General features: G+C 63.7%; 25 protein-coding genes and 1 pseudogene. 13 read left to right on the top strand and 13 right to left on the bottom strand.

Annotated elements, in window-relative coordinates:
• Positions 1-10: 10 nt before the first annotated feature.
• Positions 11-406 (bottom strand): MAPEG family protein, encoded by a 396-nt coding sequence (locus tag DYST_RS08545; RefSeq protein WP_239951304.1) that lies wholly within the window; start codon positions 404-406, stop codon positions 11-13.
• 106 nt (positions 407-512) lie between these two features.
• Between DYST_RS08545 and ypfJ the strand changes: the two genes are divergently transcribed.
• Both ypfJ and DYST_RS08535 read left to right on the top strand, forming a co-directional pair.
• On the top strand, positions 513-1,376 hold the full coding sequence (gene ypfJ, locus DYST_RS08540; RefSeq protein ID WP_239951303.1) for a KPN_02809 family neutral zinc metallopeptidase: 864 nt from the start codon (positions 513-515) through the stop codon (positions 1,374-1,376).
• 113 nt (positions 1,377-1,489) lie between these two features.
• A complete protein-coding gene (locus DYST_RS08535) occupies positions 1,490-1,852 on the top strand; it encodes a YkgJ family cysteine cluster protein (RefSeq protein ID WP_239951302.1) in 363 nt (120 codons plus the stop codon).
• Positions 1,853-1,857: 5 nt separating this feature from the next.
• On the opposite strand, the gene DYST_RS08530 is transcribed toward DYST_RS08535, so the two are convergent.
• From DYST_RS08530 to DYST_RS08520, 3 genes are read right to left on the bottom strand one after another with little or no spacing between them, the layout of a single operon-like run.
• Positions 1,858-2,052 (bottom strand): hypothetical protein, encoded by a 195-nt coding sequence (locus DYST_RS08530; RefSeq protein WP_239951301.1) that lies wholly within the window; start codon positions 2,050-2,052, stop codon positions 1,858-1,860.
• On the bottom strand, positions 2,024-2,632 hold the full coding sequence (locus DYST_RS08525) for an anti-sigma factor family protein (RefSeq protein WP_239951300.1): 609 nt from the start codon (positions 2,630-2,632) through the stop codon (positions 2,024-2,026). Before DYST_RS08525 ends, DYST_RS08530 begins: the two co-directional genes overlap by 29 nt.
• The gene (locus DYST_RS08520; protein WP_239951299.1) at positions 2,619-3,191 is read right to left on the bottom strand and encodes a sigma-70 family RNA polymerase sigma factor; all 573 of its coding nucleotides are present in this window, start codon (positions 3,189-3,191) and stop codon (positions 2,619-2,621) included. The genes DYST_RS08525 and DYST_RS08520 overlap by 14 nt, the downstream gene beginning before the upstream one ends.
• A 141-nt stretch (positions 3,192-3,332) precedes the next feature.
• Here DYST_RS08520 and DYST_RS08515 point away from each other — a divergent pair, with 141 nt between their 5' ends.
• Together DYST_RS08515 and DYST_RS08510 are read left to right on the top strand one after the other, a co-directional pair.
• Positions 3,333-4,274 carry a metallophosphoesterase family protein gene (locus DYST_RS08515; protein ID WP_239951297.1) on the top strand — a complete coding sequence of 314 codons (942 nt, stop codon included), beginning with the start codon at positions 3,333-3,335 and terminating at the stop codon, positions 4,272-4,274.
• The gene (locus DYST_RS08510; protein ID WP_102302515.1) at positions 4,271-4,615 is read left to right on the top strand and encodes a cupredoxin domain-containing protein; all 345 of its coding nucleotides are present in this window, start codon (positions 4,271-4,273) and stop codon (positions 4,613-4,615) included. Before DYST_RS08515 ends, DYST_RS08510 begins: the two co-directional genes overlap by 4 nt.
• Here DYST_RS08510 and DYST_RS08505 read toward each other — a convergent pair.
• Positions 4,602-5,402: a dioxygenase family protein gene (locus DYST_RS08505; RefSeq protein WP_239951295.1), complete on the bottom strand. Its 801-nt coding sequence runs from the start codon at positions 5,400-5,402 to the stop codon at positions 4,602-4,604. The two genes, DYST_RS08510 and DYST_RS08505, sit on opposite strands and share 14 nt — an antisense overlap.
• A gap of 1,308 nt (positions 5,403-6,710) precedes the next feature.
• On the bottom strand, positions 6,711-8,594 hold the full coding sequence (locus DYST_RS08500; RefSeq protein ID WP_239951293.1) for a DEAD/DEAH box helicase: 1,884 nt from the start codon (positions 8,592-8,594) through the stop codon (positions 6,711-6,713).
• A gap of 119 nt (positions 8,595-8,713) precedes the next feature.
• Between DYST_RS08500 and DYST_RS08495 the strand changes: the two genes are divergently transcribed.
• From DYST_RS08495 to rimJ, 3 genes are read left to right on the top strand one after another with little or no spacing between them, the layout of a single operon-like run.
• Positions 8,714-9,463 (top strand): SDR family oxidoreductase, encoded by a 750-nt coding sequence (locus DYST_RS08495; protein WP_239951291.1) that lies wholly within the window; start codon positions 8,714-8,716, stop codon positions 9,461-9,463.
• A gap of 48 nt (positions 9,464-9,511) precedes the next feature.
• Complete coding sequence (gene fghA, locus DYST_RS08490; protein WP_275666946.1) at positions 9,512-10,360, top strand: S-formylglutathione hydrolase; 849 nt, start codon at positions 9,512-9,514, stop codon at positions 10,358-10,360.
• A complete protein-coding gene (rimJ, locus tag DYST_RS08485) occupies positions 10,357-10,908 on the top strand; it encodes a ribosomal protein S5-alanine N-acetyltransferase (RefSeq protein ID WP_102302511.1) in 552 nt (183 codons plus the stop codon). Before fghA ends, rimJ begins: the two co-directional genes overlap by 4 nt.
• Positions 10,909-10,950: 42 nt before the next feature.
• On the opposite strand, the gene DYST_RS08480 is transcribed toward rimJ, so the two are convergent.
• The 3 genes from DYST_RS08480 to DYST_RS08470 all read right to left on the bottom strand — a co-directional run bounded on the left by DYST_RS08480 (position 10,951) and on the right by DYST_RS08470 (position 13,818).
• Positions 10,951-11,466 carry a pilin gene (locus DYST_RS08480; protein ID WP_239951289.1) on the bottom strand — a complete coding sequence of 172 codons (516 nt, stop codon included), beginning with the start codon at positions 11,464-11,466 and terminating at the stop codon, positions 10,951-10,953.
• Positions 11,467-11,697: 231 nt separating this feature from the next.
• Positions 11,698-13,020: a DEAD/DEAH box helicase gene (locus DYST_RS08475; RefSeq protein ID WP_239951288.1), complete on the bottom strand. Its 1,323-nt coding sequence runs from the start codon at positions 13,018-13,020 to the stop codon at positions 11,698-11,700.
• A 132-nt stretch (positions 13,021-13,152) separates the two neighbouring features.
• Positions 13,153-13,818 carry a class I SAM-dependent methyltransferase gene (locus DYST_RS08470; RefSeq protein WP_239951286.1) on the bottom strand — a complete coding sequence of 222 codons (666 nt, stop codon included), beginning with the start codon at positions 13,816-13,818 and terminating at the stop codon, positions 13,153-13,155.
• A gap of 145 nt (positions 13,819-13,963) precedes the next feature.
• On the opposite strand from DYST_RS08470, the gene DYST_RS08465 reads away from it, so the two are divergent.
• Positions 13,964-15,208 (top strand): MFS transporter, encoded by a 1,245-nt coding sequence (locus DYST_RS08465; protein WP_239951284.1) that lies wholly within the window; start codon positions 13,964-13,966, stop codon positions 15,206-15,208.
• Positions 15,209-15,256: 48 nt separating this feature from the next.
• Positions 15,257-15,742, top strand: a complete 486-nt coding sequence (locus DYST_RS08460; RefSeq protein ID WP_239951282.1) for an FKBP-type peptidyl-prolyl cis-trans isomerase — start codon at positions 15,257-15,259, stop codon at positions 15,740-15,742.
• A gap of 1,215 nt (positions 15,743-16,957) precedes the next feature.
• Here the strand turns inward: DYST_RS08460 and DYST_RS08455 are convergent.
• The 4 genes and pseudogenes from DYST_RS08455 to DYST_RS08440 form a co-directional block, all read right to left on the bottom strand.
• On the bottom strand, positions 16,958-17,386 hold the full coding sequence (locus DYST_RS08455; protein WP_239951280.1) for an organic hydroperoxide resistance protein: 429 nt from the start codon (positions 17,384-17,386) through the stop codon (positions 16,958-16,960).
• Positions 17,387-17,389: 3 nt separating this feature from the next.
• Positions 17,390-17,849, bottom strand: a pseudogene (locus DYST_RS08450) (MarR family winged helix-turn-helix transcriptional regulator).
• 225 nt (positions 17,850-18,074) lie between these two features.
• Positions 18,075-18,647 (bottom strand): C40 family peptidase, encoded by a 573-nt coding sequence (locus DYST_RS08445; protein WP_428993967.1) that lies wholly within the window; start codon positions 18,645-18,647, stop codon positions 18,075-18,077.
• 96 nt (positions 18,648-18,743) lie between these two features.
• Positions 18,744-20,093 carry a hypothetical protein gene (locus tag DYST_RS08440; RefSeq protein ID WP_239951278.1) on the bottom strand — a complete coding sequence of 450 codons (1,350 nt, stop codon included), beginning with the start codon at positions 20,091-20,093 and terminating at the stop codon, positions 18,744-18,746.
• 45 nt (positions 20,094-20,138) lie between these two features.
• Here DYST_RS08440 and DYST_RS08435 point away from each other — a divergent pair, with 45 nt between their 5' ends.
• Genes DYST_RS08435 through hutG form a run of 4 tightly spaced genes read left to right on the top strand, consistent with a single transcriptional unit; the run spans position 20,139 to position 23,603 of the window.
• Positions 20,139-20,798 carry an FAD-dependent oxidoreductase gene (locus DYST_RS08435; protein ID WP_239951277.1) on the top strand — a complete coding sequence of 220 codons (660 nt, stop codon included), beginning with the start codon at positions 20,139-20,141 and terminating at the stop codon, positions 20,796-20,798.
• The gene (locus tag DYST_RS08430) at positions 20,795-21,400 is read left to right on the top strand and encodes an NAD(P)/FAD-dependent oxidoreductase (RefSeq protein ID WP_239951276.1); all 606 of its coding nucleotides are present in this window, start codon (positions 20,795-20,797) and stop codon (positions 21,398-21,400) included. Before DYST_RS08435 ends, DYST_RS08430 begins: the two co-directional genes overlap by 4 nt.
• A gap of 30 nt (positions 21,401-21,430) precedes the next feature.
• On the top strand, positions 21,431-22,777 hold the full coding sequence (gorA, locus tag DYST_RS08425) for a glutathione-disulfide reductase (protein ID WP_239951275.1): 1,347 nt from the start codon (positions 21,431-21,433) through the stop codon (positions 22,775-22,777).
• Positions 22,778-22,820: 43 nt separating this feature from the next.
• Positions 22,821-23,603, top strand: coding sequence for an N-formylglutamate deformylase (gene hutG / locus DYST_RS08420; protein WP_239951274.1), 783 nt, complete (start codon positions 22,821-22,823; stop codon positions 23,601-23,603).
• Positions 23,604-23,673: the final 70 nt, after the last annotated feature.

Raw genomic sequence — 23,673 nt, 5'->3', positions numbered from 1 at the left:
CTGCATCGCCTTAGCCGGCTATCAGCGCGCGGACCAAGCCCGTCACACCTAGTACCACCGTGGCCGCCCAGCCGATCATGGACACCATGAAACCGGGGCCGCGCTTGGCGGCATCCTGTAGATAGCTCACCGCGTACCACGCCCGGCCGAACACCCAGACCAGACCCGCCACACCGCCCCACAGCGGATAGCCGTATTGCACGGCCAGCCACAGCGCGGGCAGGAACATCATGGTGGATTCCAGCGTGTTCATCTGCACACGCCAGGCCCGTTCGAACCCAGCGTGACCGGTGATGGCCGGCGCCTTGATGCCGTATTTGCCACGCGCGTGGCCGGTGGCCCACATGGTGCCGAACTGCAGCAGGACTGTAAGCAGGACGACGATGGCGGGTAGGTGCTGGGTCATTAGGGGATCTCTCCGAAAATGAGCACTGTAGCTATCGTGTGACGATGGCGGGAGGGGGCGTGAGGCGCTATCGTCATATGACCGTAGGGCATGCGAGGGCCGTCATATGGATTGGCAGAAGGGCGAACGCAGTCAGAACGTTGAGGTCGACAGCGGCGGTGGCGGTGGTCCCCGTTTCGGCGGAGGCCGCGGACTGGGGCTGGGCGGCATCGTGATTCTGGCCATCCTGGGCTTGGTGTTCTTCAAGGACCCCACGGCCCTGCTCGGACAGGCAGGCAACGGCGGCCAGCAAGTGGCTGCGCCGAGCGGCCCACCGGCCGACGTCGACCCGCAAACCAAGGATTTCGTCAGCGCCATTCTCGGCTCGACCGAGAAGACCTGGGGCGACATCTTTGCCGCGCACGGACGCCAGTACGTGGACCCCAAGCTGGACTTGTTCAGTGGGGGCGTGAATACCGCCTGCGGGGCGGCCTCGACGGCGGTGGGGCCGTTCTATTGCCCCGGCGACCAGAAGGTGTACCTGGACGTGGCGTTCTTTCAGGAGCTGCAGAACCGCTTTCAGGCGTCGGGTGACTTTGCCCGGGCCTACGTGATTGCACACGAGGTGGGCCATCACGTGCAGAACCTGCTGGGCATCTTCGATCAGGTGGAACAGGCACGCCGTCGCGGAGCGCGGATGGAAGGTGCGGACGGGCTGTCTGTGCGCCAGGAGTTGCAGGCCGACTGTTTCGCTGGCGTGTGGGCCAACCACACTCAGCAACGCCTGCAATGGCTGCAACCGGGCGATATCGAGTCGGCGCTCAATGCTGCCAGCAAGATCGGTGACGACGCGCTCCAGCAGCAGGCGCAAGGCAGGGTAGTGCCCGACTCGTTCACTCACGGCACCTCCGCGCAGCGCGTGAAATGGTTCAAGGCGGGCTTTGCGAGCGGTGATATGGCGAGCTGCAACACGTTCGCCGGGGAACCGTAAGAACGCACGCCAGCGGATGCAGCTACCCACTATCGAAGGCCCGCGCACGCGGGCCTTCGGCGTTCTAGAATTCCGCTGCTGCGCGCCAGGGGGTGCGCTCCCCGACATTCCGCATGGTCCATCCTTGCTTGAGCTGCGGCGCGTGCTGCGCCTATTTCCGCGTGGCCTTCCATTGGTCGGAGGCAGAGGCGTCGCTGGACGGCGTGGTGCCACCGGAACTCACGGAAACGCTCGATCCCCATCGTCTCGTTATGCGTGGAACGCAGGCCTCCCGTCCGCGTTGCACCGCCCTGTTGGGCACGGTGGGTAACGCTGCGCATTGCGGCATCTACGAGCGTCGCCCGTCGGTGTGTCGGGAGGTGGAACCATCCTGGGAGTTTGGCCGCTCCAGCGCGCAGTGCGACAAGGCGCGACTCGGGCATGGGTTGCCGGTACTGACGCCTGACGACTGGACGATCGCGGCAACGGCTGCCTGACTCGGTTAGCGTGCCATTGCCGGGTTGGCGTCGTTCTGGAAGGCCAGCACGAACTGTTTGAGATCGCCTTCGTTGACGTCCGAAATGGCGACATACCGCATGCCATCGCCTGTCCAGCGGATCACTGTGTAGCCGTGCTCCTGCGTGACGGCCGGCGCGGGTGAGCCGCCATCAGCCGGCCACTGGAACAGATTGATCACGTGCAAGCGGCGCTTGTACACCAGCGCCGCCACGCTGTGGCCTTCCAGTGCATCTCAGCCGTCCGCCGACCAGTGGGAAGCCTTCGCTGGCGAGGTCCTTCACGCGCGGTGAAAAATCCAGCTTGCCTTCGAACCACGGTTTCACCGTGTGCTGGTCGGTGGAAATCACGTCCATCAGATGTTCGCCCTGAAGCGAGCGGACGTGGCTGGAAATGACCTGGGCGACGACATCGTTCGCACCATGCGAAGGCACCCAATGCAGCCACGCCGGTGCCGAAAGAAGCATCGCGGCGGCAAAGCCGGCGGCCGCGGCAAAGGCGATGGGGCCGCGACGGCGTACCAGCAGTGGCGTTGGTGCGACGTTCGCCGGTGGCGTGCTCCAGAGGGCACGCAAGGCGTCGGGAGCGCGGTGATAGAGCGAGGGTTCCGACAAGGCCTTCTGCATGATCGTATAGGTCTGGTAGCGCGCCTTGCAGGTCGCGCATTCGCTGAGATGGCGTGCCATGGCCGCGCTATCGGCCGCGTCCAGTTCGTCGTCGAGATAGGCATGCATGAGCAGCCCGGCGTCATCGCACATCATGGCGACGTACCTCCTTGGGCCGGCAGGTGAGTTCGTTCCGCAGGCGTTCGCGCGCGCGGGCCAATCGGGACATGACCGTGCCGATCTTCTGTCCGGTAATGGTGGCGATTTCCTTGTACGAGCATTCTTCCAGCTCGCGTAGAACGAGGATCTCGCGCAGCGACGCAGGCAGGCGCTCCAGTGCAGCCTGCAGGGCACCGACGTCCACGGCCAGCAGGGTCAGTGCTTCTGGCGACGGCGCATTGTCGACCAGCGGGTGCACTTCGTCGTCCAGCTCGTCATGCAACGCATCCTGTGGCTGTCGGCTACGCAGTGTGTAGAAGGTGTTGCGCACGATGGCCAGCAGCCAAACGCGTACGTCGCCGCCGTGGAAACTGTCGAAGTAGCGCAGGGCGCGCAGCATGGCTTCCTGGACTACGTCCTGCGCGTCGGCAGGATTATGCGCGAGCCAGTGCGCGAGGTTATAGGCCGCGTCGAGATACGGCACCACCAGCGCCTCGAAGCGTGCGCTTCGTGCGGCATCGGGATCTCTCGGACGGGCGTTCGGCTCGGTCGGCATAAGAGGGTATACCTCGCTTGGAGGCACTTTATTCCAATGCCTTGTTTTTCGCCCGTACCAGGGAATAGATCATCGTGTCGGCGGGTATTCGGAGTAAGGGCAGCGGGCGAGGTGCCTGCCGCCGATACCGGAGAGCCGACCATGAACGACATCGAAGATCGCGACATAGACGGTCGCCGCCAGTTCCTCAAATGCATGGCGTGGGCAGGTGTCGGGACCTTGTGGCTGATGCACGGTGGTGTGCTTCGCGCGCAGCCCCTGACGGCCAAAGGCGCTGCTTCGGCGAATGACGCCAGCTTCGGCTTCGTGCAGATCAGCGACTCGCATATCGGCTTCCATAAGGCGCCGAACATGGACGTGGCGGGAACGCTGCGCGAATCGTTGGCGATGATCAACGCGCAAAAGGTAAGCCCGGATTTCGTGCTGCACACGGGCGACCTCACGCATCTGTCACGGCCGGAGGAATTCGACACCTTGGCCGGCATCATGCAGGACGCACGCATGGGCAAGGTGTTCTATGTGCCGGGCGAGCACGACGTCATTGGCGACAACGGTGCCGAATTTTTTCATCGGTTCGGCGAACGCCAGCAGTCGGGCGGCTGGTACAGCTTCGACCATCGCGGCGTGCACTTCGTCGGACTCATCAACGTGCTCAATCTGAAGGCCGGCGGGCTCGGTTCGCTTGGCGCTGATCAACTGGCGTGGCTGAAGAAAGACCTTGCTGCGCTATCGCCCGACACGCCGCTGGTGGTGTTTGCGCACATGCCGCTGTGGCCCTTGTATCCCGATTGGGGCTGGGGCACCGACGACAGCAACGAAGCGGTGAGTTACCTGCGCCGGTTCGGCTCGGTAAGCGTGCTCAACGGACATATCCACCAGATTCAGCAAAAGGTGGAGGGCAGCATCACGTTCTATACGGCACGTTCCACCGCGTATCCTCAACCAGCTCCCGGCACGGCGTCCGCGCCGGGGCCGATGAAGGACGTCGCACCCGGCGATCTGCATCGTTACCTCGGTATCCGCGACGTACGCCACATACAAGGTAGCCACGCGCTGGCCGTGACCGAGGAGGTAATGGCATGAAGCAGGCGACGCGTCTCCTAGCGGTGATGGCGGCGCTGCTGCTGTCTGCACCGATATCCTTGTCAGCGAGCGCTGGGGCTGCACCCACGAAGCCTGTCGCGGTGGAGATCCGCAACTTCGCTTTCTGGCCCAAGACCCTGACGGTATCGGCGGGTACGCGCGTGGTGTGGACCAATCGCGACGATGAGCCGCATGTGGTGGTTAGCGCCGGTCACCAGTTCGCATCGTCAGTTGCGCTCGATACCAGCGACAGCTATGCCGTGACGTTCGACCACGCTGGCACTTACACCTACTACTGCGCAATCCACCCGATGATGGTGGGCACCATCATCGTGCAGTGACGGCGCTGTCGAAGCGATAGATGTCCATGGCGAGTAGCCCGTGTTCGATCCCGGCATCGATGCGTTGGGCGTGTGAATGATCACCCGCCGCGCCCAGCGCCACGAACAGTGGCAGGAAGTGCTCGTCGGTGGGATGCGCGCGCTCGGCGAATGGTGCCTGTCGGCGGTAGTCGAGCAAGGCAGGCACGTCTCCCTCCGACAGTTTGCGTTCGACCCACTCGATGAAGGGACGCACGTACGGTGCCTCGCGGTCTTCGCTGTAACCCGCGCGGAGGTCATGCAGATTGTGCGTGATACTGCCCGAGCCGATGACCAGCACACCCTCGTCGCGCAGCGGTGCCAGTGCGCGACCGACCGCGTACTGGTGCGCAGGGCCAAGTTGCGGTTGGATCGAGAGTGGTACGACCGGAATGTCTGCATTCGGGTAAAGCAATCGCAACGGCACCCATGCACCGTGGTCCAGCCCCTGAGTCGGATCGAGCGTGGTCGGTAGCCCGGCCTTGTCCAACAGTTCAGTGACCTGCGCGGCCAGCGCAGGATCGCCTTTGGCCGGGTACTGGATGTCGAACAGCGCCTTTGGGAAGCCGTAGAAGTCGTGGATGGTCTCCGGACGCGCTGCGCCGCCGACGTGCGGTTGGCGCGCAAGCCAATGCGCCGTGGCGATCACGATGGCCCTGGGTCGCGGCAACGCGCTCGCCAGCTCCGCCAGTCGTTCGCCTGCGCGGCGTGGCTGGATCGCGGTCATGGGTGAACCGTGGGAGATGTAGAGGCTGGGGAGGGCGGTCATGGTGGTTACCTCGGGGGACCACCATAGATTAGGGATTTCGCGGGGGATTGCAGCGCTTGTGGGGTGAACGATGCGTTGTCGGAGTGGAACGATGGGGATGGCGCGGCGATGTGTTTTCTCCCTCTCCTTTTTGGGGAGGGGGGTGCTCGCCTCAGCGTTTCATCTTTAGCCGTCATCCCTGCGAAGGCAGGGGTCCAGTTTCTGTATCGCTTGGTTGTCGCGTTGCGGCGATCTGGCCGCCTACGCGGCGTGCGTTTCGACCTCCTGCCGGAGGCCGAGTCACTTTTCTTTGCTTGCCCACGCACGCGCAGGAGCGCGTGCGAACGGCGAAGCCGGCCCGAAGGGCGGAGGGCAGGATGCCCGGAGTAAAGAAAAGTAACCCAAAGAAAGGGCACCCCCGCTTGGCGCTGGCCGGTGAAGCCGGCCAGTTCGTGAGGGGCGGCCGGGCTTTTCGACAGGGCTTCCTGCCCTGGCGAAAAGGGATCGGCATCCTTGCCGATCCCACTGCGGGCCTCCTCGTCCACCCCTCACCGCCGCACAGGGGGCCCGAAGGTCAAAGGCCAAAGCGGACGGCTCGTGCAGCTTCGCTGTACATCGCAGCGCGGCAGGTCGCGTTGCTCCTGCTTTAGTGGCTCAAAGCCAAGGCAGACGGATACCGCCGTTACGTGGCGAGCTCTCCACAACGGTCGGGAAGCGTAGCGTCGCCTTTGCTTTGCCCCAGTGGTGGGGAAGCGTAGCGAAGACTGCTTTAAGTCCTCTCCGCTATGGCGCGTTGCGAAGCGCTCCGACGTACCCGCTGTGTAGAGGCGAAGGTTGCCAAGCAACAATCCGCCTCAAGCACTCGGGCTTATCCCATCGACATGCTACGGGCGTTGGCCTGTCAGGCCATTTCTTTGGGCCAACAAAGAAAAGTGACTCGAGCGTCCCACGGGACTAGCTTCGCGTCGTCGGTAGACAATCGAAACGCCCGCTGCGTAAGCGGCCAGATCGCGAGAAGGCACGATGCGATAACCGCACACACGCCCACTGGATGACCCGCTTCGCTCGCCTCTTCGGGGCGGCCGCGGCCCTATGGGCGTAGTGCGACGCAAAGCTAGTCCCTGTGGGACGCGCTTCGCGCTTGTCTGGCCCGAGCATCCTCGGGGGCGCCATGATGACGGCGTAGACGAAACGGTGAGACTGAGTTGACCCCTGGCCTCAACCCTCTCCCCGGCGGGGAGAGGAAAACAAAACGCCGCTGATGCAGCGGCGTTTGATCAATACAGGAACAAGCGGCCCGAGGACGCGAATCACACGGGCACGCCGAGCTTACTTCCCGCGTCGCGGACCCTTGTTACCACCACCATGCCCATGCGGCTTGGGCTTTCCGCCTGGCTTCTTGAAACCACCCGGACGATTCCCACCGCCCGGCCGATGCGGCGGAGCTTCGCTGGCGCCGCTGTCGTTGCCATCCCACTCCCGGATGCGCAACTGCTGCTGGCTCACCCACACCTTCTGCAGGTGCTGGAACACTTCCGCCGGCATACCGGCAGGCAGGTCGATCAGGCTGTATTCGCCGCGGATGCTCAGGCGGCCGATGTGTTGGCTTTCCAGGCCGGCTTCATTGGCGATGGCGCCGATGATGTTGCCCGGCTTCACGCCATGCTCGTGGCCCACTTCGATGCGGTAGGTGCTCTTGCCTTCTTCCGTGTGATGCGGGCGCACCGGACGTGGTGTGAAATCACGCGGGCCTGCATCGCGATCGCGGTCGCGCGGACGCTGCTCGCGTTCACCGCGATGTTCACGATCGCCACGATCGCGGCTGTGTTCACGCTCGCGACCCGGTTCGCGCGGCGTAAATTCGCGCTTGGGTGGAGGCGTGAGCAGCAGCGGCTGGTTGCCCTGTGCAATGCGCGCTAGTGCAGCGGCGATCTCGACGGCGGGAATGTTGTGTTCCTGCTCGTACTGCTCGATCAACTGCTGGAACAGACCCAGCTCACCCACCGCGATGGTGTCGCTGATGCGCTGCTTGAACTTGGCGATGCGCACGTCGTTGACGGCTTCCACCGTCGGCAGCTTCATCTCTTCGATGGGCTGACGCGTAGCGCGTTCGATCGCGCGCAGCATGCCTTTCTCGCGCGGGGTCACGAACAAAATAGCCTCGCCGCTGCGACCTGCGCGGCCAGTGCGGCCGATACGGTGCACGTAGCTTTCGGTGTCGTACGGGATGTCGTAGTTCATCACGTGGCTGATGCGTTCCACGTCGAGACCACGCGCGGCCACGTCGGTGGCCACCAGAATGTCGAGCTTGCCGTCCTTCAGCTGCTGGATCACGCGCTCGCGCTGCGCTTGTGCGATGTCACCATTGATGGCGGCGGCGGCGAGGCCACGCGCCTGCAGCTTCTCGGCGAGTTCCTCGGTTGCCGACTTGGTGCGCGCGAAGATGATCATCGCGTCGAACGGTTCGGCCTCGAGGATGCGCGTCATGGCATCGAGCTTGTGCATGCCGCTGACGAACCAATAGCGCTGGCGGATGTTCGCGGCCGTGGTGGTGGACGACTTGATCGTCACCTCGCGAGGATCTTTCAGATGCTGCTGGGCGATCTTGCGGATCTGCGACGGCATGGTGGCGGAGAACAGTGCCACCTGGCGCTCCGGCGGCGTCGCCTGGAGCACTTTCTCCACGTCATCGATGAAGCCCATGCGCAGCATTTCGTCGGCTTCGTCGAGCACCAGGAATTTCAGCTCGGAGAGATCCAGCGTGCCGCGCTCCAGATGGTCGATGACACGACCGGGCGTGCCCACCACGATCTGCACGCCGCGCTTGAGCGAGTGCAGCTGCGGACCATAGCTCTGGCCGCCGTAGATCGGCAGCACTTGCAGCCCTGGCATGTGGGTGGCGTAGCGCTGGAATGCTTCGGCCACTTGGATGGCGAGTTCGCGCGTGGGCGCCAGCACCAGTGCCTGCGGCTTGCCGGGCTTGAGGTCGATGCGCGACAGGATCGGCAGCGCAAACGCGGCAGTTTTGCCGGTGCCGGTCTGCGCCTGGCCGAGTACGTCGCGACCTTCCAGCAGCGGCGGAATGGTGGCGGCCTGGATCGGCGAAGGCGATTCATAGCCGACGTCGGTGAGTGCGCGCAGCAGCTCCGGATGGAGGCCAAGCGCAGCAAAGCCGACGGCTGCCGGCTGGGAATCGGAAGACGGGGAGGACATGGGGAACCTCGACATGGCATGCACGACGGCATGCGGGAGAATGACGCCATTGTAACAGGCCCACCCGCCCCCACTGGGTTTCTTTGAGGGCCTGTCGGCCAAATCCCCAAGGAATATTCATGTCTGGACGTCTTGATGGTCGTATCGCGCTGGTCACTGGCGCGTCTTCGGGTATTGGCGAGGCCACGGCGCTGGCCTTGGCGCAGGAGGGCGCGAAGGTCGCCATCGCGGCCCGTCGACGCGACCGGCTCGAAGCCCTTGCCGCCAAACTGCAGGCGCTGGGCGCCGAACCCACGGTGCTGGTGGCCGACCTGGCTTTGGAGGACGAGGCCAAGCGCATCGTGGCCGAGACCGAAGCGCACTACGGTCGCCTGGATATCCTGGTGAACAACGCCGGCGTGATGTATCTGGAGCCGGTGGAGCAGGCTGACCTCGGCCGCTGGCGCCGTATGCTGGAGCTCAATGTGCTCAGCCTCATCGCGTCCACGCAGGCTGCGCTGCCGGGTATGCGCGAGCGCCGCGAGGGGCATATCGTGAATATCTCGTCGACGGCCGGGCGCGTGGCCAATCCCAATGCCGCCGCCTATTCCGCGACCAAGTTTGGCGTGGTGGCTTTTTCCGAAGCGCTGCGGCGCGAGGTGTACCAGCACAACATCCGCGTCACAGTGATCGAACCCGGCGTGGTGGAGACGGAGCTGCGCGATCACATCGGCCACGCCCAGACCAAGGACAACCTCAACGCCTGGGCAGACAGCATGCGCCAGCTGCAGCCGGTGGATGTGGCGGATGCCATCGCGTTCTGCGTGTCGCGGCCTTCGCACGTCAACATCAACGAGCTGTTGATGCGGCCCACGGACCAGGAGCGTTGAGCGCAGCGCACTATGATGGTCGGGTTTAGTACTTCAGAGGGACTGGGCATGACAGGGATTGAAACGATCTCCGAGCAGCGCTGCCATGGCGGCGTGCAGGGGCTCTACCGCCATCATTCGGAGGCCTGTGGCGGCACGATGCGTTTTGCATTGTTCCAGCCGCCGCAAGCAGAGCAGGGGCTGTGTCCGGTGCTGTACTTCCTCGGAGGGCTCACGTGCACGGAAGAGACGGCCACCATCAAGGCCGGTGCGCAGCGGCTTGCCGCGGAGCTTGGCCTGATTCTGGTGATGCCTGATACCAGCCCGCGTCAGACCGGTTTCGATGGCGCGACGGGTGATTGGGAGTTCGGCGAGGGTGCTGGGTTCTATCTCGACGCTACGCAGGCGCCATGGTCGTCGCGGTTCCGCATGCATAGTTACGTGGTGCACGAGCTGCCCGCGCTGTTGGCGCAGCACTTTCCCGTCGACATTGCGCGCAGCGGCATCATGGGGCATTCGATGGGCGGTCACGGCGCGCTGACCATCGCTTTGCGCCATCGGGACAAATACCGATCGGTGTCGGCCTTCGCGCCCATCGTTGCGCCGAGTCAGGTGCCATGGGGGCAGAAGGCGTTCCCGCGTTATCTCGGCGATGATGTGATGGCGTGGGCCGACTACGACGCTAGCGAACTGGTGCGTAAGCATACGTTCGACGGCACCATCCTGATTGACCAGGGCGAGGCGGACAGTTTCCTCACCACGCAACTGAAACCCGAGTTGTTCGATCAGGCTTGTGCGGAGGGCGGCCAGTCGCTGTTGTTGCGTCGGCACCCCGGTTACGACCATAGCTATTACTTCATCACCACGTTCATCGAGGATCACCTGCGTCACCACGCCGAGGCGCTGGTCCGTCGGTGAACGCGTTGCACCCGATCACCACATCCCGGACCGTCCTTCGGTTGGCGGAAGTGGCCGATGCGTCCCGCTTGTTGCGCTATCGCGAGCAGAACCGCGAACATCTCGCGCCATGGGAACCCCTGCGTGACGAGGCGTATTACACGCTGGACCATTGCGTGCAGACCCTGGCCGAATCACGCGAGGCGATGCGGCTGGACCGTGCGTATCCGTTTTACGCGCTGGATCTTTCGGGGAAGGAAATCCTGGCAACCTTCACTTTCGCCAACGTGGTGCGCGGTGCATTCCAGGCCTGCCATCTCGGCTACAGCATTGCGTTGCGTCGGCAAGGGCAGGGGGTGATGCAGGAGGTGCTCGAAGCGGCGTTGCCGTGGGCGTTCCTCGAGTTGGACATGCACCGGGTGATGGCCAACTACATGCCGCGCAACGAGCGTAGCGGGCGACTACTGGAACGCCTGGGCTTCGAGCGTGAAGGCTACGCAAAGCGCTATTTGCAGATTGCTGGCGCGTGGGAGGACCACGTGCTCACGTCACGCATACGCCATCCGTAACGGCATCTAGCGGATCGAAAGCCAGATGGTTGCGGGTTGGGCTCAGCTCTTCGTGGCCGGTGTCGTGGCGGGCGCGGAAGTGGCGGGGGCCGGTATGGCCGGAGCCGCTGCTTGCACGGTGGGACGGGTGCAGGCGGCTGGCATCCACTGGCTGTTGCCAGCAATGATGTCGCAACTCCAGGTCAGTGGTGCGCTACCGCCAGCAGCTGAATTGTCCAGCGGCGTCAGCAGGAAGACCGGGTCGGGTGCGGCCCCTGTGTCCTTCGTTGTGATGGTGATGCGCCCGCTCTCGGAGATGTCGATCTTTGCGGTATAAGCATTGAGCGACGAGGTGGCGTTGAAGCTGAGGTCGCTAGGCTGGAGCCGGTTGAGGCCGCCGCGCACCGTAGTGGCTTCCATAACGACGAGCTTGGCCGCTTCGCCAGCCTTGAGCGCTTCACCCAGGCGCTCGGAAATCCGGTGATTGCGCGAGGCAGGAATCGCAATGGCAGCGATTACCGCAAGCACGGCGAGCACGGCCAGGCCGATCATGAGGGGGACGGACTTTTCGCTGCGCATCTCGATTCTCCGTGGCTACGACGATGCTTGGACAAGCGCTTCCGGCTTGGCGCGCGACTTGTCAAAGCGAAACGTTGCCGGCTCGCCGGCATGAACTCACGGCACACATTCGCACAGTTGCGTAGACCCAGGATTAACGCGGGGCCTTACAGTGGCGAAAACGAGTGACCAGAACCTGAAGCGTGGACAATGCGCTGGCGTCTTGAGTGACGCCAGCGCGACAAAGGGCAGTTAGGCCTTTGCAGCCGGACGGCCGCGACGCTGGCGCTTGCGATTGCCTTCGGCCGGACGATCACCGCCTTGGCTGTGACCACCGTGATGACCATGCGGGCGATGCGAACCCTGCGGGCGCCCCTGGCGCTGCTGGGGTTGGCGCTGGCCCTGCACTGGACGCGGTGCGGCGGCGTCGGTACGCAGCGGGTGCGACGGCTCGAAGCCCGGCACGTCGCTGAAGGCGATGTCCTGCTTGAGCAGCTTGCGGATGTCACGCAGCAAGCCCGATTCATCGTGGCTCACCAGCGACACGGCCTTGCCCTCGGCACCGGCACGGCCGGTGCGGCCAATGCGGTGCACGTAGTCTTCCGCGACCATCGGCAGGTCGAAGTTGATCACGATGGGCAGCTGATCGATGTCGATGCCACGTGCCGCGATATCGGTCGCCACCAGCACGGTGACGCGGCCGGTCTTGAAGTCGCTCAGGGCGCGCGTGCGGGCGTTCTGGCTCTTGTTGCCATGGATGGCGGCGGCACGCATGCCGGCGGCACTCAGGAACGTCACCAGCTTGTCGGCGCCGTGCTTGGTGCGGCTGAACACCAGCGTCTGGCGACGGCTGTCCTGCGAGAGCACGTGCAGCAGCAGGTCGCGCTTCTTGGCTGCGTCCACCGGGTGCACATGGTGCGTGACGGTGTTGGCCACGGTGTTCGGGGGCGTTACCGATACTTCGCGCGGCTGGTGCATGAACTGCATGGCGAGCGCTTTGATCGGTGGCGCGAAGGTGGCCGAGAACAACAGCGTCTGGCGATGCTTCGGCACCGCCGCGAGGATGCGCTTGAGGGCCGGCAGGAAGCCCATGTCGAGCATGCGGTCGGCTTCGTCCAGCACCAGCACGTCGATGCCGGAGAGATCCACGGAGCGCTGCTGCATGTGGTCGATAAGGCGGCCAGGCGTGGCGATGATGATGTCCACACCGCGACGCAGTGCCTGCACCTGCGGGCCCATGCTCACGCCACCGAAGATGGTGGTGCTGCTGATGCGCAGGTGCTTGCCGTAGTCACGCAGGTTGTCATGCACCTGGGCGGCGAGTTCACGCGTCGGCGTGAGTATGAGGGCGCGCGGACGGCGTGTGCCGGCGGGCGCTGTTTTCGACAGGCGGTGCAGCAACGGCAGCGAGAAGGCGGCCGTCTTGCCGGTGCCGGTCTGGGCGGCGGCAAGCAGGTCTCCGCCTTCCAGTACCACCGGAATAGCGGCAGCCTGAATGGGAGTGGGGTTGGCGTAGCCCTGTTCGGCAAGCGCACGCAACAACGCGGGCTCAAGGCCCAACGATTCAAACGACATGGGAAGCTCCAGAGCAACCCGGAGCGTTCAAGAACCGTGTTGCATTATTCAAGGGGGAGGGACGACGCGAGGGTCGTGACCGCGAAGTATAGCGTAAATGCCGGCAGCCTGCTTGGCCCGTCTATCGGCGGTTCAGCGTGGCGCCCGCTCCGCCACCAGCAGGTAGCAGTCAAAGGGCGTTTTTCCGTGCAGTGAACGGACGCTCACCGCTAACCCTGCTGCCTCCAACGGGGTGCGCAATTCCTCTTCGCTGGGATAGTGCTGTGCACCGACCCGCATCCAGCCACTGGTGCGCAGAAAGAACTCGGAGATGCGCGTCATGGCGTAGCGCAAGCTGCGTTCGCGAAGCACGTTGCGGATCACCAGTAGGCCGCCGGGGGCGAGGTGGGCCACAGCGTTGTCGAGCAAGGCGCGTTGACCTTCCTGCGGCAGGTAGTGCAACACGTCGAGCAGGGCGACGTGGCCGCGTATGGGTTGCCGCGCCGTGCCGTCAGCGTGGGCTAAATGCAGGGCGTTGCCCAGCCCGGAGAGGTGCAGGGCGCGGTTGCCTGCCTCGATCTTGCGTAGGTCGCTGTCCACGCCCAGGTAGCGCGTGACCGCTCCGTGCGTATGCAAGTACTGGCCGAGTAGCCCAATGCCGCAACCGATGTCGAGCAACGGCATTGGCCGACCCATGACCAGGGCCGCCGTGGCTGCATACGCGGGATCCGCTGCCAGCTTGCTCTTGACATAGCGGCGCTGAAGCCAGTGGTCGTAGGAGTTGGCGATGCGGTAGAGGGCGGCGTCCATGCAGGACATGTGAGCCCACGCCGTGGTTGCGCGATGTGAAGGCCAGCATGTCTTTTCTGTTGGGTGCCACACCCTGCGATGGTCGGCCTTGCGCTGTGGCGGCGGTGATGGTTCGCTTGGCGCCTTCGTCGCCCGCTTCACGATGGAGTAGCCCATGTCGCCACTTGCGCCCCTTCGGGAGCTCACCACCACCCAGCGTCATACCGTGCTGGCCAGCTTTCTCGGCTGGACGCTAGATGCCTTCGACTACTTTCTGCTTACTTTCGTCATCGTGGCGGTGGCGAAGGAGTTTCATTCCGACCAGGGGCATGTGATCACCGGGCTGTTCCTCACGCTGGCGGCGCGACCGCTGGGTGCGTTGTTGTTCGGACGGCTGGCCGATCGTTTTGGGCGACGCCCGATCCTGATGCTCGACGTGATCCTGTTTTCCATATTCGAGCTAGCCACCGCGTTTTCCGCCTCGCTCACCATGTTGCTGGTGCTCCGGTTCCTATTCGGCGTCGCCATGGGTGGCGAATGGGGCATCGGTGCATCGCTGGCGATGGAGTCCATTCCCGCCAAGGCACGTGGTGTTGTGTCGGGTCTGCTGCAAAGCGGCTATCCCGTCGGTTTTTTCCTGGCGGCCTTGGTGAACTGGCTGTTGGTGGATCACATCGGCTGGCGTGGCCTGTTCGTGGTCGGTGCGGCGCCGGCGTTGCTGGTGCTGTACATCCGCCGCTCCGTGCCCGAGTCCGAGGTGTGGCAGCAGGAGCGTGCGGCGCAGGACAAGAAGGGGCTGCTCGAATCCATGCGGGGCCATTGGAAGCTCGCCATCTACCTCATGGTGTTGATGGCGGCGTTCAACATGTTCAGCCACGGCTCGCAGGATCTGTACCACACCTTCGAAGAGGAAAGCCTGCACTTGCCGACCGGCTCGGGGGCGGCCTTCATGCTGGTGGCCATGCTCAATCTCGGCGCACTGGTGGGCGGGCTGTTCTTCGGCGCGCTGTCTGAGCGTATCGGGCGTCGGCGGGCCATCATCCTCGCCGCGCTGCTCGCGATACCGGTGATTCCGTTGTGGATGTATGGCGCTTCGCTGCCAGCGCTGGCCCTGGGTGCCTTCCTGATTCAGGTGATGGTGCAGGGCGCGTGGGGCGTGGTGCCAACGCACCTCAATGAGCTGTCGCCTGAGGGCATGCGCGGGACGCTACCGGGCTTCGCCTACCAGACCGGCAACCTGCTGGCGGCGGTCACGGCCAACGCACAGCACTGGATCGCGAACTGGCGAGGCGGGAATCTGGCGTTCGCTATGTCTGCCTGGATCGCCGCCGTGGCCCTGCTGCTGGCTTTCCTGGCCTGGGTAGGGCCGGAGGCGCGGGGCGTACGCTTCGGGCAGACCCGGCCCGACACGGGCGAGTAGCCGGGCAGGCTGGTAGCATTGGGGGTTTGATCCATCACGAGACATGCAATGAAGGCTGGCAAGGACAAGGTCATCTCGCTCCACTACACGCTGACGGTGGACGGTGAAAAGGTCGAGAGCTCCCTCGACCGCAACGAACCGCTGTGGATTCTGCTCGGCTATGGCCAGCTGATTCCGGGCCTGGAAAAGGCACTGGAAGGCCACGAAGCAGGCGAGAATCTGCAGGTCGAAGTGGCGGCGGCCGAAGGCTACGGCGAGCGCCAGGAAGGCATGACCCAGCGCGTGCCGAAGAAGTACTTCCAGCAGGCTGCCAAGCTCAAGCCGGGTATGACTACCGTGCTGGCGCTGAAGGAAGGCGGCCACCGCGTGGTGGTGGTGCAGAAGGTGGGCATGAGCACGGTCGATGTGGACTTGAACCACCCGATGTCGGGCAAGACGCTGAACTTCGATGTGACCATTAATGAAGTGCGTGACGGTACCGAGGAAGAGATTGCGCATGGTCATGCGCATCCGCCGGGTGCTGAGGCGCACTGATAGCCCTTTTCCCCCTCTCTCCTTTGGGGAGAGGGGTTAGGCTCGTGAAGCCGCTCCGTCAGGGGCGGCTTTTTTGTTGGAGGTTGGTAGAGGGGGCAGGGGAGCTCGGCTCCTTCTTTCTCCCTCGCCCCTTTGGGGAGAGGGTTGGGGTGAGGGGTCAATCTAGCCTCATCGTTTCTTCTAAGCCGCCATCCCTGCGTACCCCACAAAAGGGGCAAGGGCCGGGATCCAGTGTCGTCAGTGGTCGGCTGTCGCCTCGTGCGCTACTGCGTCTGGCCGCTTACGCAGCGGGCGTTTCGATCGTCTGCCGACGACGCGAAGCTAGTCCCGTGGGACGCTCGAGTCACTTTTCTTTGTTGGCCCAAAGAAATGGCCTGACAGGCCAACGCCCGCAGCATTCTGCAGGGAAAAGCCCGAGCGCTTGAGGCAGGTTGTTGCTTGGCAACCTTCGCCTATACGACGCGAAGCTAGTCCCGTGGGACACAGCGGGTAGTTCGAAGCGCTTCGCAACGCGCCGATGCGGAGAGGACTTAAAGCAGGCTTCGCTACGCTTCCCGACCGGTGTGGAGAACTCGCCACGTAACGGCATCGTTCATCTGCCTTGGCTTTCTGCGCTAGAGCAGGAGCAATGCGACCTGCCGCGATGCGATGTGCAGCAAAGCTGCGCGAGCCGTCCGCTTTCGCCTTTGACCCTCGGGCCCCCTGTGCGGCGGTGAGGGGTGGACGAGAAGGCCCGCAGGGGGATCGGCAGGACGCCGATCCCTTTTCGCCGGGGCAGGAGCCCCGTCGAAAAGCCCGGCCGCCCCTCACGAACTGGCCGGCTTCATCGGCCAGCGCCAAGTGGGGGTGCCCTTTCTTTGGGTTACTTTTCTTCGGCAAGCAAAGAAAAGTGACTCGGCCTCCGGTAGGAGGTCGAAAGCCCGCCGCAGGCGAGCCAGGTCGCCACCACGCGACAACCTAGCGCAAAGTCACTGGATCCCGGCCTGCGCCGGGATGACGGCAAAGATGAAACGGTGCGGCGAGCACCAACCCTCACCCCTCACCCCAACCCTCTCCCCCCAAGGGGAGAGGGAGTAGAGCCAGCGAGTTCTGCGCGCTTTAGCGTCGCTCAACCCGAATGCACCATGACGACAATCAAAGCCGGAACGAACGCCACCACAAACAATAACGGCGCCCCTTAAGGCGCCGCCATCGCTTACATCAAGGGAAACCCGCTCAGACGAGCGTGATGTCCACATCCACATTACCGCGCGTCGCATGCGAATACGGGCAGATGTCGCGATGCGCCGTATCCACCAGCTCCTGCGCCTCAGCGCGATCAACACCCGGCAAGCTCACTTCCAACTTCACCGCGATACCAAAGCCGGTCGGCTCGCGCGGGCCGATGCCCACGTGCGCTGTGACCGAAGCATCCTTCAACGTCACGCCCTTCTGGCGGGCTACGAAACGCACTGCGCCTTCGAAACAGGCCGCGTAACCGGCGGCAAACAGCTGTTCCGGGTTGCTGCCGTGGCCGCCCGGGCCACCCAGGCCCTTCGGCACGACCAACTGCAGGTCGAGGACGCCGTCGTCGCTCTTGGCGTGGCCTTCGCGGCCGCCGTGCACGGTGGCGGTGGCGGTATAGAGAATCTTGCTGATGTTCATGGTTCAGTCCTCGCGTTGGGAGAGTTGGATCTGTCGGGTGAGTCGCTTTAGTTCATCGCGCAGGCTCTGCATCTGGTCGAGTGACAGCTGCATGCACTGTGCGAGGCATTCGGGAATCCCACTGGCCTGTTCGCGTAGGGCGAGGCCGGTGTCGGTGAGGCGGATGTCCACTTCGCGTTCGTCTTCCTTGCGGCGTTGCCGGCTGACCAGTCCAGCTGTCTGCAGGCGTTTGAGCAGGGGGGGTAAGCGTGCCCGAGTCGAGTTGGAGGCGTTGGCCCAACTCCCGCACTGTCAGGCCGTCCTGCTCCCACAACACCAGCATCACCAGGTATTGCGGATAGGTCAGTCCCAGCGGGTCCAGCAGCGGGCGGTATAGACTCGTGACTGAGCGGGACGCGGCATACAGGGCAAAGCAGAGTTGCTGGTCGAGCAGGAGGTGATTGGGTGTGGGCTTCCGGTTCATGGGATAAATCCTAAGTGCAAAATTAAATTGTGTACAATTCAATTTTTCAATCGATGCCATAGGCAGAGCCTAAGGCGCGACCGTGGGGTACTCGGAGCCAGAAAGGGTCGGAGGATGCGCTCGGGTCGGTGAAGCGTCAGTCCATGTCGCTACCGTCGCCGCTGGGGCCGGCGGACCAGGCGCAAGCGCGCTTCTACACAGCAGGAAAGGTCGTGAGGCGCCCCGTCAGTCCAGCAGGCGTTTGCCGAAGGCGAAGTGGTCTTTCCAATACGGGCCGTCGATATCGTCCAGCCGCACGGTGCCGCCGCTGTTGGGGGCGTGAACAAAACGGCCCTTGCCGACGTAAACGCCCACGTGGCTGATGCCGCCGGAGCCGCCGAAGAAGACCAGGTCACCACTGACCAGGTCGGTCATCTGGCCGACCCGCGGCCCGGTCAGCTGGGACATCTCGCGGGAGCTGTGGGGCAGGGTCAGCCCGGCTGCATTGCGGTAGATGTAGTCGACCAAGCCGCTGCAATCGAAACCGCCGTCAGGCGTGTTTCCGCCCCAGCGATAAGGAGTGCCTACCAGGGCAATGGCGCGAAACAGCACGTCATTGGCGGTACCTGCCGCACCGGTGGGAGCGCGGGCCGGCAGGTTGGCCAATGAAGAACGCGAGTCTTTGTAGGTCGGTTCCGGACGCCGACTGTTGCTGGCGCAGGCGGCCAATAGGAGCACGGCGGAGGCGAGCAGGGTGGTGCGGGCCATGCGCCAGGAAACCAACCGGCGGTTGGTTAGAACGGCAAACTCCGGGCGCATCTCGTAATCCCCTTTGCTTGAGACGAGCCCGAGGTTATCAAATCAATGAGTTGGAGGAAAGTTGTGAGTGATCACACTAAGTAGGGTCTCCGGCTGTCATGAGCCGGGTGCGCCTACCGTGAGGTTGTGTTCGCCGACCTTGCGATCGTCGCGGTCACGGCTGGTGATCTTGTACTCGCCCGGCCACAGGTAAAGTGAATTCATGGTGTCGTTGGCGGTAAAAACATAACGGTCTGCAGGAGTGGCGTCGTCGCTCTCTTTGGCGAATCGGGCTTCCACGACGCAGGGAAGCTGTCGTTGGCAGATGTCGCTCGAAATCACCCGCGTTTCCCGTGCACCACCCAGTGCCAGCCAGTGTGGCCGGCGCTGGTGTCCGGAGGGCGGGAGAATCACGTCGACGTCATGACGGTCCGGGTCGGACGCCCACACGCTGCCGCTCTGCCGGCTGAGCAACACCGACGGCTTGTCGACCGGGAAGGCTGCAATCAACTGGTTGTACAGGTCCTTCTTGGGCATGGGCCCAATGTCGCGCCAACGCGTCTGGTCGACCGACAGCGGGTCGAAACCCGTCAGCTGCTTGAGCTGCATTGCCATGGGTTTGATGGTCTTGCCCAGATTGCCCACCGCTTTGTCGATGTGTGCATAGCCGGCGTGCACGAACAGGCGGGCGTTGGGGTCGTTCTTGAAGACCTCGCGATAGAGCAACTTTGCCTGACCAGCTTCGCGGTCAGACAACGCATCGGCATCGGATTCATAAGCCACCACCTTGAAGCCCAGGCGGATCGCTTCGCGGATGATCTGGCCGTAGAGAGGTTCATGCAGGTATTCGCTGCCGCTACTGGCAATGGGGTAGCCGCGCTTCATCAGGTCGGTATCGCTATTGACCAACGCTTCGGCAGCGAAATAGGTGAAGCCTTCCGCGCGCAGCTTCGGTAGCAAGGCCAGCGTAAGCTCGCGAGTGTGCGCGTCGTGATGTGCCTCGTTGACCATCACGATGCGGCGGTCAGTGGCGAGCTTGGCGATCTCTGTCGCCGCGTCAGCGGCCGCCCAGTCACCCGGCGACGGTAGTGGGACGGGTGTCTGTACGCGGTTGTCGAACGGGAAGTCCAACATGGCCTCGTCATACAGGCCAAGCTCGTCCTCGACGGTGGCAAGCAACTGCTGGTCGATCAGTCGATCGTCCTTGGTGAGTTGCGGCATGACCTCGCGCAGGTACGAATAGCGCGCCAGATCGTTCTTTAGATGAGCCGACTCTTCGAACAAGTCGCGCTTTACCGTTATGGCGCTGGATGCCCGGATCGGCGTCTCCGGGGTAGGTGCGGTCTGCGCCGACGTGGCGGACTGCTGCGCGGACGCCGCCGCACACGCAACCGTGGCCATCGCCAAAGTCAGTAGGGCACGCCACTTGTACATCATCCTGCCGGACTTCACTTCTGACTTACCCATCGCGCTGAACCCTCGGGGTTAGGGGCGGAACGCTACAATAACCAGATGGATGCTTCACGCAGCGATGTGTTGATTCTTGGCGGCGGCGTTATCGGCCTGGCCTGCGCTTACTTCCTGCTGAAGTCCGGGGCTACCGTGCGGATTTTGGAGCAGGGTAACCCGGGCTGCGGAAGTTCGCACGGCAATTGTGGAACGATCACCCCTAGCCACGCCCCACCCCTGGCCATGCCGGGCACGCTCGGCGTTGCACTGCGCTCGATGCTCAGGGCGGATGCACCGCTTTACCTCAATCCACGTTTCGATGGACCGCGTTTCCGCTGGCTGCTCGGTTTTGCCCGCCACTGCAATTGGCGCGACTTCGAACACGCGGCGCACGCGCGTTCGGCCATCCTGCAGCACTCGCGTCGGTTGCTCGCGGAGCTCGTGCGCAACGAGCGCTTCGATTGCGAATTCGGTGAAGAAGGCGAGCTGTATGTCTATCGCACCGACAAGGCCTTACATGCCGACCAACGACACCATGCCGACGTGCTCGATCGCCTCGGCATCGCCGTTGAGCGATGGCATGGCGACGATGTGGAGGCCCGGGAGCCTGCGCTGAAACCGGGTGTCGTCGGTGGCCTGTTCCATCCCGGCGACGCACGCCTGCGGCCGGACCGCTACGCCGCCGAACTTGCGGATCGCGTGCAGGCCATGGGGGGGGGGTGATCGAATCGGGGGCGCGCATCGACCAATTCGGCACGCAGCAGGATCGTATCGATCATGTCCGCACCACGCGCGGTGTGTTCCGTGGCGACCGTGTCGTGATGGCGCTCGGTGCGTGGTCGCCACTGTTGGCGAACCAGTTGGGTCTGCGCCTGCCAATGCAGCCGGGCAAGGGTTATTCGATCACCTATTCGAGGCCCGCATTGGCGCCGCGCCATGCGTTGGTGTTGCGCGAAGCCGCCGTGTGCGTAACGACCTGGGAGACGGGATTCCGGTTGGGTAGCACCATGGAGTTCTCTGGTTATGCGGAAGGCCTCAATCGCACGCGTCTGGATGCTTTGCGTCGAGGCGCGGCCCAGGGGCTGCATGTCTCTGAAGGTCCCGTGGTGCAGGAAGAGTGGTGGGGCTGGCGGCCGATGAGCGTGGATGAAGTACCCATCATCGGGCCGAGTTCGCGCTGGTCCAATCTCACCTTGGCCACCGCGCATGGCATGCTCGGGGTCAGCATGTCGGCGGCCACGGGTGAGCTGGTGGCGTCGATGCTGCGTGGCGGTGCGCCGTCGCTGGATCCGACCCCTTACGCGCCCTCTAGGTTCGGGGTGTGATCTTGGCGTCCACAGGCTCAGGAGAACAGCATGGCGGAAACCTTTGACCTGATCGTACTTGGCGGTGGCTCCGGCGGTTTGGCCACGGCTATTCGAGCGGCGCGCCACGGTGCCCGTGTGGCCTTGCTTGAACCGGGTGCGCTGGGTGGAACATGCGTCAACGTCGGCTGCGTGCCGAAGAAGGCGCTGTGGTACGCAGGGCAGTTGGCGCAGGAACAACGACTCGCACTCGACTACGGTTTCGCATCATCGCCGGGTCCGCTCGACTGGGAACACTTCCGTCAGTTGCGTCAGCACTACATCGATGGCATTCGCCAGCGATATGCGGCGAACCTGGCGGCGGCGGGCATCCAGGTATTCGCGGAGACGGGACGTTTTGTGTCCGCCGATATCATCGCCACCTCCGGCGGCGAAGAGCTGCATTCTTCGCGGATTGTGATCGCCACGGGTGGCCGCCCACGCAGGCTGGACCTACCCGGCTTCGATCTCGGCATGGTGTCGGACGACATCTTTGCACTTCGCTCATTGCCCAAGCGCATTGCCGTGATCGGCGGCGGCTACATCGCTATCGAGTTCGCGGGCCTGTTCAATGCATTGGGTAGCGAGGTGTCGCTGCACGTGCGTCGCCGGATGCTCACGGACTTCGATATCGAATTGGTGGACGCGCTGGAGCAGCACATGGGCGAGGCGGGGATCAGGGTGACCCGCCAAGTCGAGGTGACGGGTCTGCATCGCGAAGGCGAGGCCATCGTGATCGACGACGCCGTGCATGGTCCCTGCGGCACCTATGACGCTGTGCTGTGGGCAGTCGGCCGTATACCCAACAGCGAGCGACTGGACCTGGAAGCGGCAGGTGTGCGCGTGAATGAAGCCGGGTATGTCGTCACCGATACGTGGCAGAACACCAACGTCGACGGCATCTTCGCGGTGGGCGACATCACCGGGCGTCCCGAACTGACTCCGGTCGCCGTGGCAGCCGGGCGGCGCCTTGCTGATCGTCTGTTTGGCGGGCAACCGGATAGCCGGCTGGATTACGACAACATTCCTAGCGTTGTCTTTGCCGAGCCCCCGTTGGCGATGGTGGGACTCACTGAATCCGAAGCGCGCGAACTGCATGGCGAACAGGTGCGTGTCTATCGGGCACGTTTCACGCCCCTGCAATGGGCCGTCAGCGGGCGACACTACAAGAGCCTTATGAAGATCGTTTGCGCAGGTGAGGACGAGCGCGTGGTCGGCATGCATGTGCTCGGCAGCGGTGCGGACGAGATGCTTCAGGGTTTCGCCGTCGCGATGAAGATGGGTCTGCGCAAGCGTGACCTCGACGCCACGGTCGCCATCCATCCGAGCTCTTCCGAAGAGCTGGTGCTGATGAGTTGATGCGGCGGGGACGAGGCACCGCCGGCCGCGCTAAACTCGAGCAATGACCGCTACCTACACGCTTCATCGCGGCACCGTGCCGCTGCTCATCAGCCTGCCGCACGATGGCAGCCACATTCCCGACGACATCGCCGCGAGCATGCGGCCGAATGCGCAGCGCTCGGTCGATACCGACTGGCACGTGGGGCGCTTGTACGAACCGCTCGTGAAGGCTTTGGGCGCTAGCGTTATCCGCCCGGCGGCATCGCGCTACGTGGTCGACCTCAATCGTCCCGCGGATGGGCAAGCGCTTTATCCGGGCAAGCGCGAAACCGGCCTGGTGTCCACGATCGGTTTCGATGGCGAACCGCTTTATCTCGATGGCGATGAACCCACCGCCGAAGAAATGCAACGTCGGGTAAACGTCTACTGGCGTCCGTACCATGAAGCGTTATCGCAAGAACTTGAGCGCCTGCGCGCGCAGCACGGCCGTGTCGTGTTGTGGGACGGCCATTCCATCCGCAGCCATGTACCCATGTTGTTCGAAGGGCAACTGCCGGACTTCAACCTGGGTACGGCCGACGGCACCAGTTGTTCCGCCGCCTTGCAGGAACAACTCAGGGAAGCGCTGGAGGCCCAGTCCCGTTACAGCTTCGTGGTCAATGGACGCTTCAAGGGCGGCTACATCACGCGCCACTATGGCCAGCCTGCTGAAGGTGTGCAGGCGGTGCAATTGGAGTTGTCACAGCTCAACTATATGGATGAAGACAGTTTCGCGTATGCCGATGAACGAGCAGTGCGCGTGCAGGAGACCATCGCGCGGTTGCTGGCGCTATGTATCGCCTGATCGCAAAAACATTCGGTCGTTGTTAGGCGATTGCAATGTCAAGACGGCCAACGGGAAAATCTGACAACGA

The organism is Dyella terrae (assembly GCF_022394535.1).
Classification (GTDB): Bacteria; Pseudomonadota; Gammaproteobacteria; order Xanthomonadales; family Rhodanobacteraceae; genus Dyella.
This window is presented reverse-complemented; position numbering and strand designations above follow the sequence as displayed.

Coding starts and splice junctions, on each gene's coding strand:
- DYST_RS08435 (WP_239951277.1), top strand. CDS start 20,139: ATGGATGCTTCACGCAGCGATGTGTTGATTCTTGGCGGCGGCGTTATC.
- DYST_RS08480 (WP_239951289.1), bottom strand. CDS start 11,466: ATGCGCAGCGAAAAGTCCGTCCCCCTCATGATCGGCCTGGCCGTGCTC.
- ypfJ (WP_239951303.1), top strand. CDS start 513: ATGGATTGGCAGAAGGGCGAACGCAGTCAGAACGTTGAGGTCGACAGC.
- DYST_RS08455 (WP_239951280.1), bottom strand. CDS start 17,386: ATGAACATCAGCAAGATTCTCTATACCGCCACCGCCACCGTGCACGGC.
- DYST_RS08535 (WP_239951302.1), top strand. CDS start 1,490: ATGGTCCATCCTTGCTTGAGCTGCGGCGCGTGCTGCGCCTATTTCCGC.
- DYST_RS08495 (WP_239951291.1), top strand. CDS start 8,714: ATGTCTGGACGTCTTGATGGTCGTATCGCGCTGGTCACTGGCGCGTCT.
- DYST_RS08465 (WP_239951284.1), top strand. CDS start 13,964: ATGTCGCCACTTGCGCCCCTTCGGGAGCTCACCACCACCCAGCGTCAT.
- hutG (WP_239951274.1), top strand. CDS start 22,821: ATGACCGCTACCTACACGCTTCATCGCGGCACCGTGCCGCTGCTCATC.
- DYST_RS08460 (WP_239951282.1), top strand. CDS start 15,257: ATGAAGGCTGGCAAGGACAAGGTCATCTCGCTCCACTACACGCTGACG.
- DYST_RS08470 (WP_239951286.1), bottom strand. CDS start 13,818: ATGTCCTGCATGGACGCCGCCCTCTACCGCATCGCCAACTCCTACGAC.
- DYST_RS08545 (WP_239951304.1), bottom strand. CDS start 406: ATGACCCAGCACCTACCCGCCATCGTCGTCCTGCTTACAGTCCTGCTG.
- DYST_RS08510 (WP_102302515.1), top strand. CDS start 4,271: ATGAAGCAGGCGACGCGTCTCCTAGCGGTGATGGCGGCGCTGCTGCTG.
- DYST_RS08445 (WP_428993967.1), bottom strand. CDS start 18,647: ATGCGCCCGGAGTTTGCCGTTCTAACCAACCGCCGGTTGGTTTCCTGG.
- fghA (WP_275666946.1), top strand. CDS start 9,512: ATGACAGGGATTGAAACGATCTCCGAGCAGCGCTGCCATGGCGGCGTG.
- DYST_RS08440 (WP_239951278.1), bottom strand. CDS start 20,093: ATGGGTAAGTCAGAAGTGAAGTCCGGCAGGATGATGTACAAGTGGCGT.
- DYST_RS08500 (WP_239951293.1), bottom strand. CDS start 8,594: ATGTCCTCCCCGTCTTCCGATTCCCAGCCGGCAGCCGTCGGCTTTGCT.
- DYST_RS08525 (WP_239951300.1), bottom strand. CDS start 2,632: ATGATGTGCGATGACGCCGGGCTGCTCATGCATGCCTATCTCGACGAC.
- DYST_RS08515 (WP_239951297.1), top strand. CDS start 3,333: ATGAACGACATCGAAGATCGCGACATAGACGGTCGCCGCCAGTTCCTC.
- DYST_RS08520 (WP_239951299.1), bottom strand. CDS start 3,191: ATGCCGACCGAGCCGAACGCCCGTCCGAGAGATCCCGATGCCGCACGA.
- gorA (WP_239951275.1), top strand. CDS start 21,431: ATGGCGGAAACCTTTGACCTGATCGTACTTGGCGGTGGCTCCGGCGGT.
- DYST_RS08505 (WP_239951295.1), bottom strand. CDS start 5,402: ATGACCGCCCTCCCCAGCCTCTACATCTCCCACGGTTCACCCATGACC.
- DYST_RS08475 (WP_239951288.1), bottom strand. CDS start 13,020: ATGTCGTTTGAATCGTTGGGCCTTGAGCCCGCGTTGTTGCGTGCGCTT.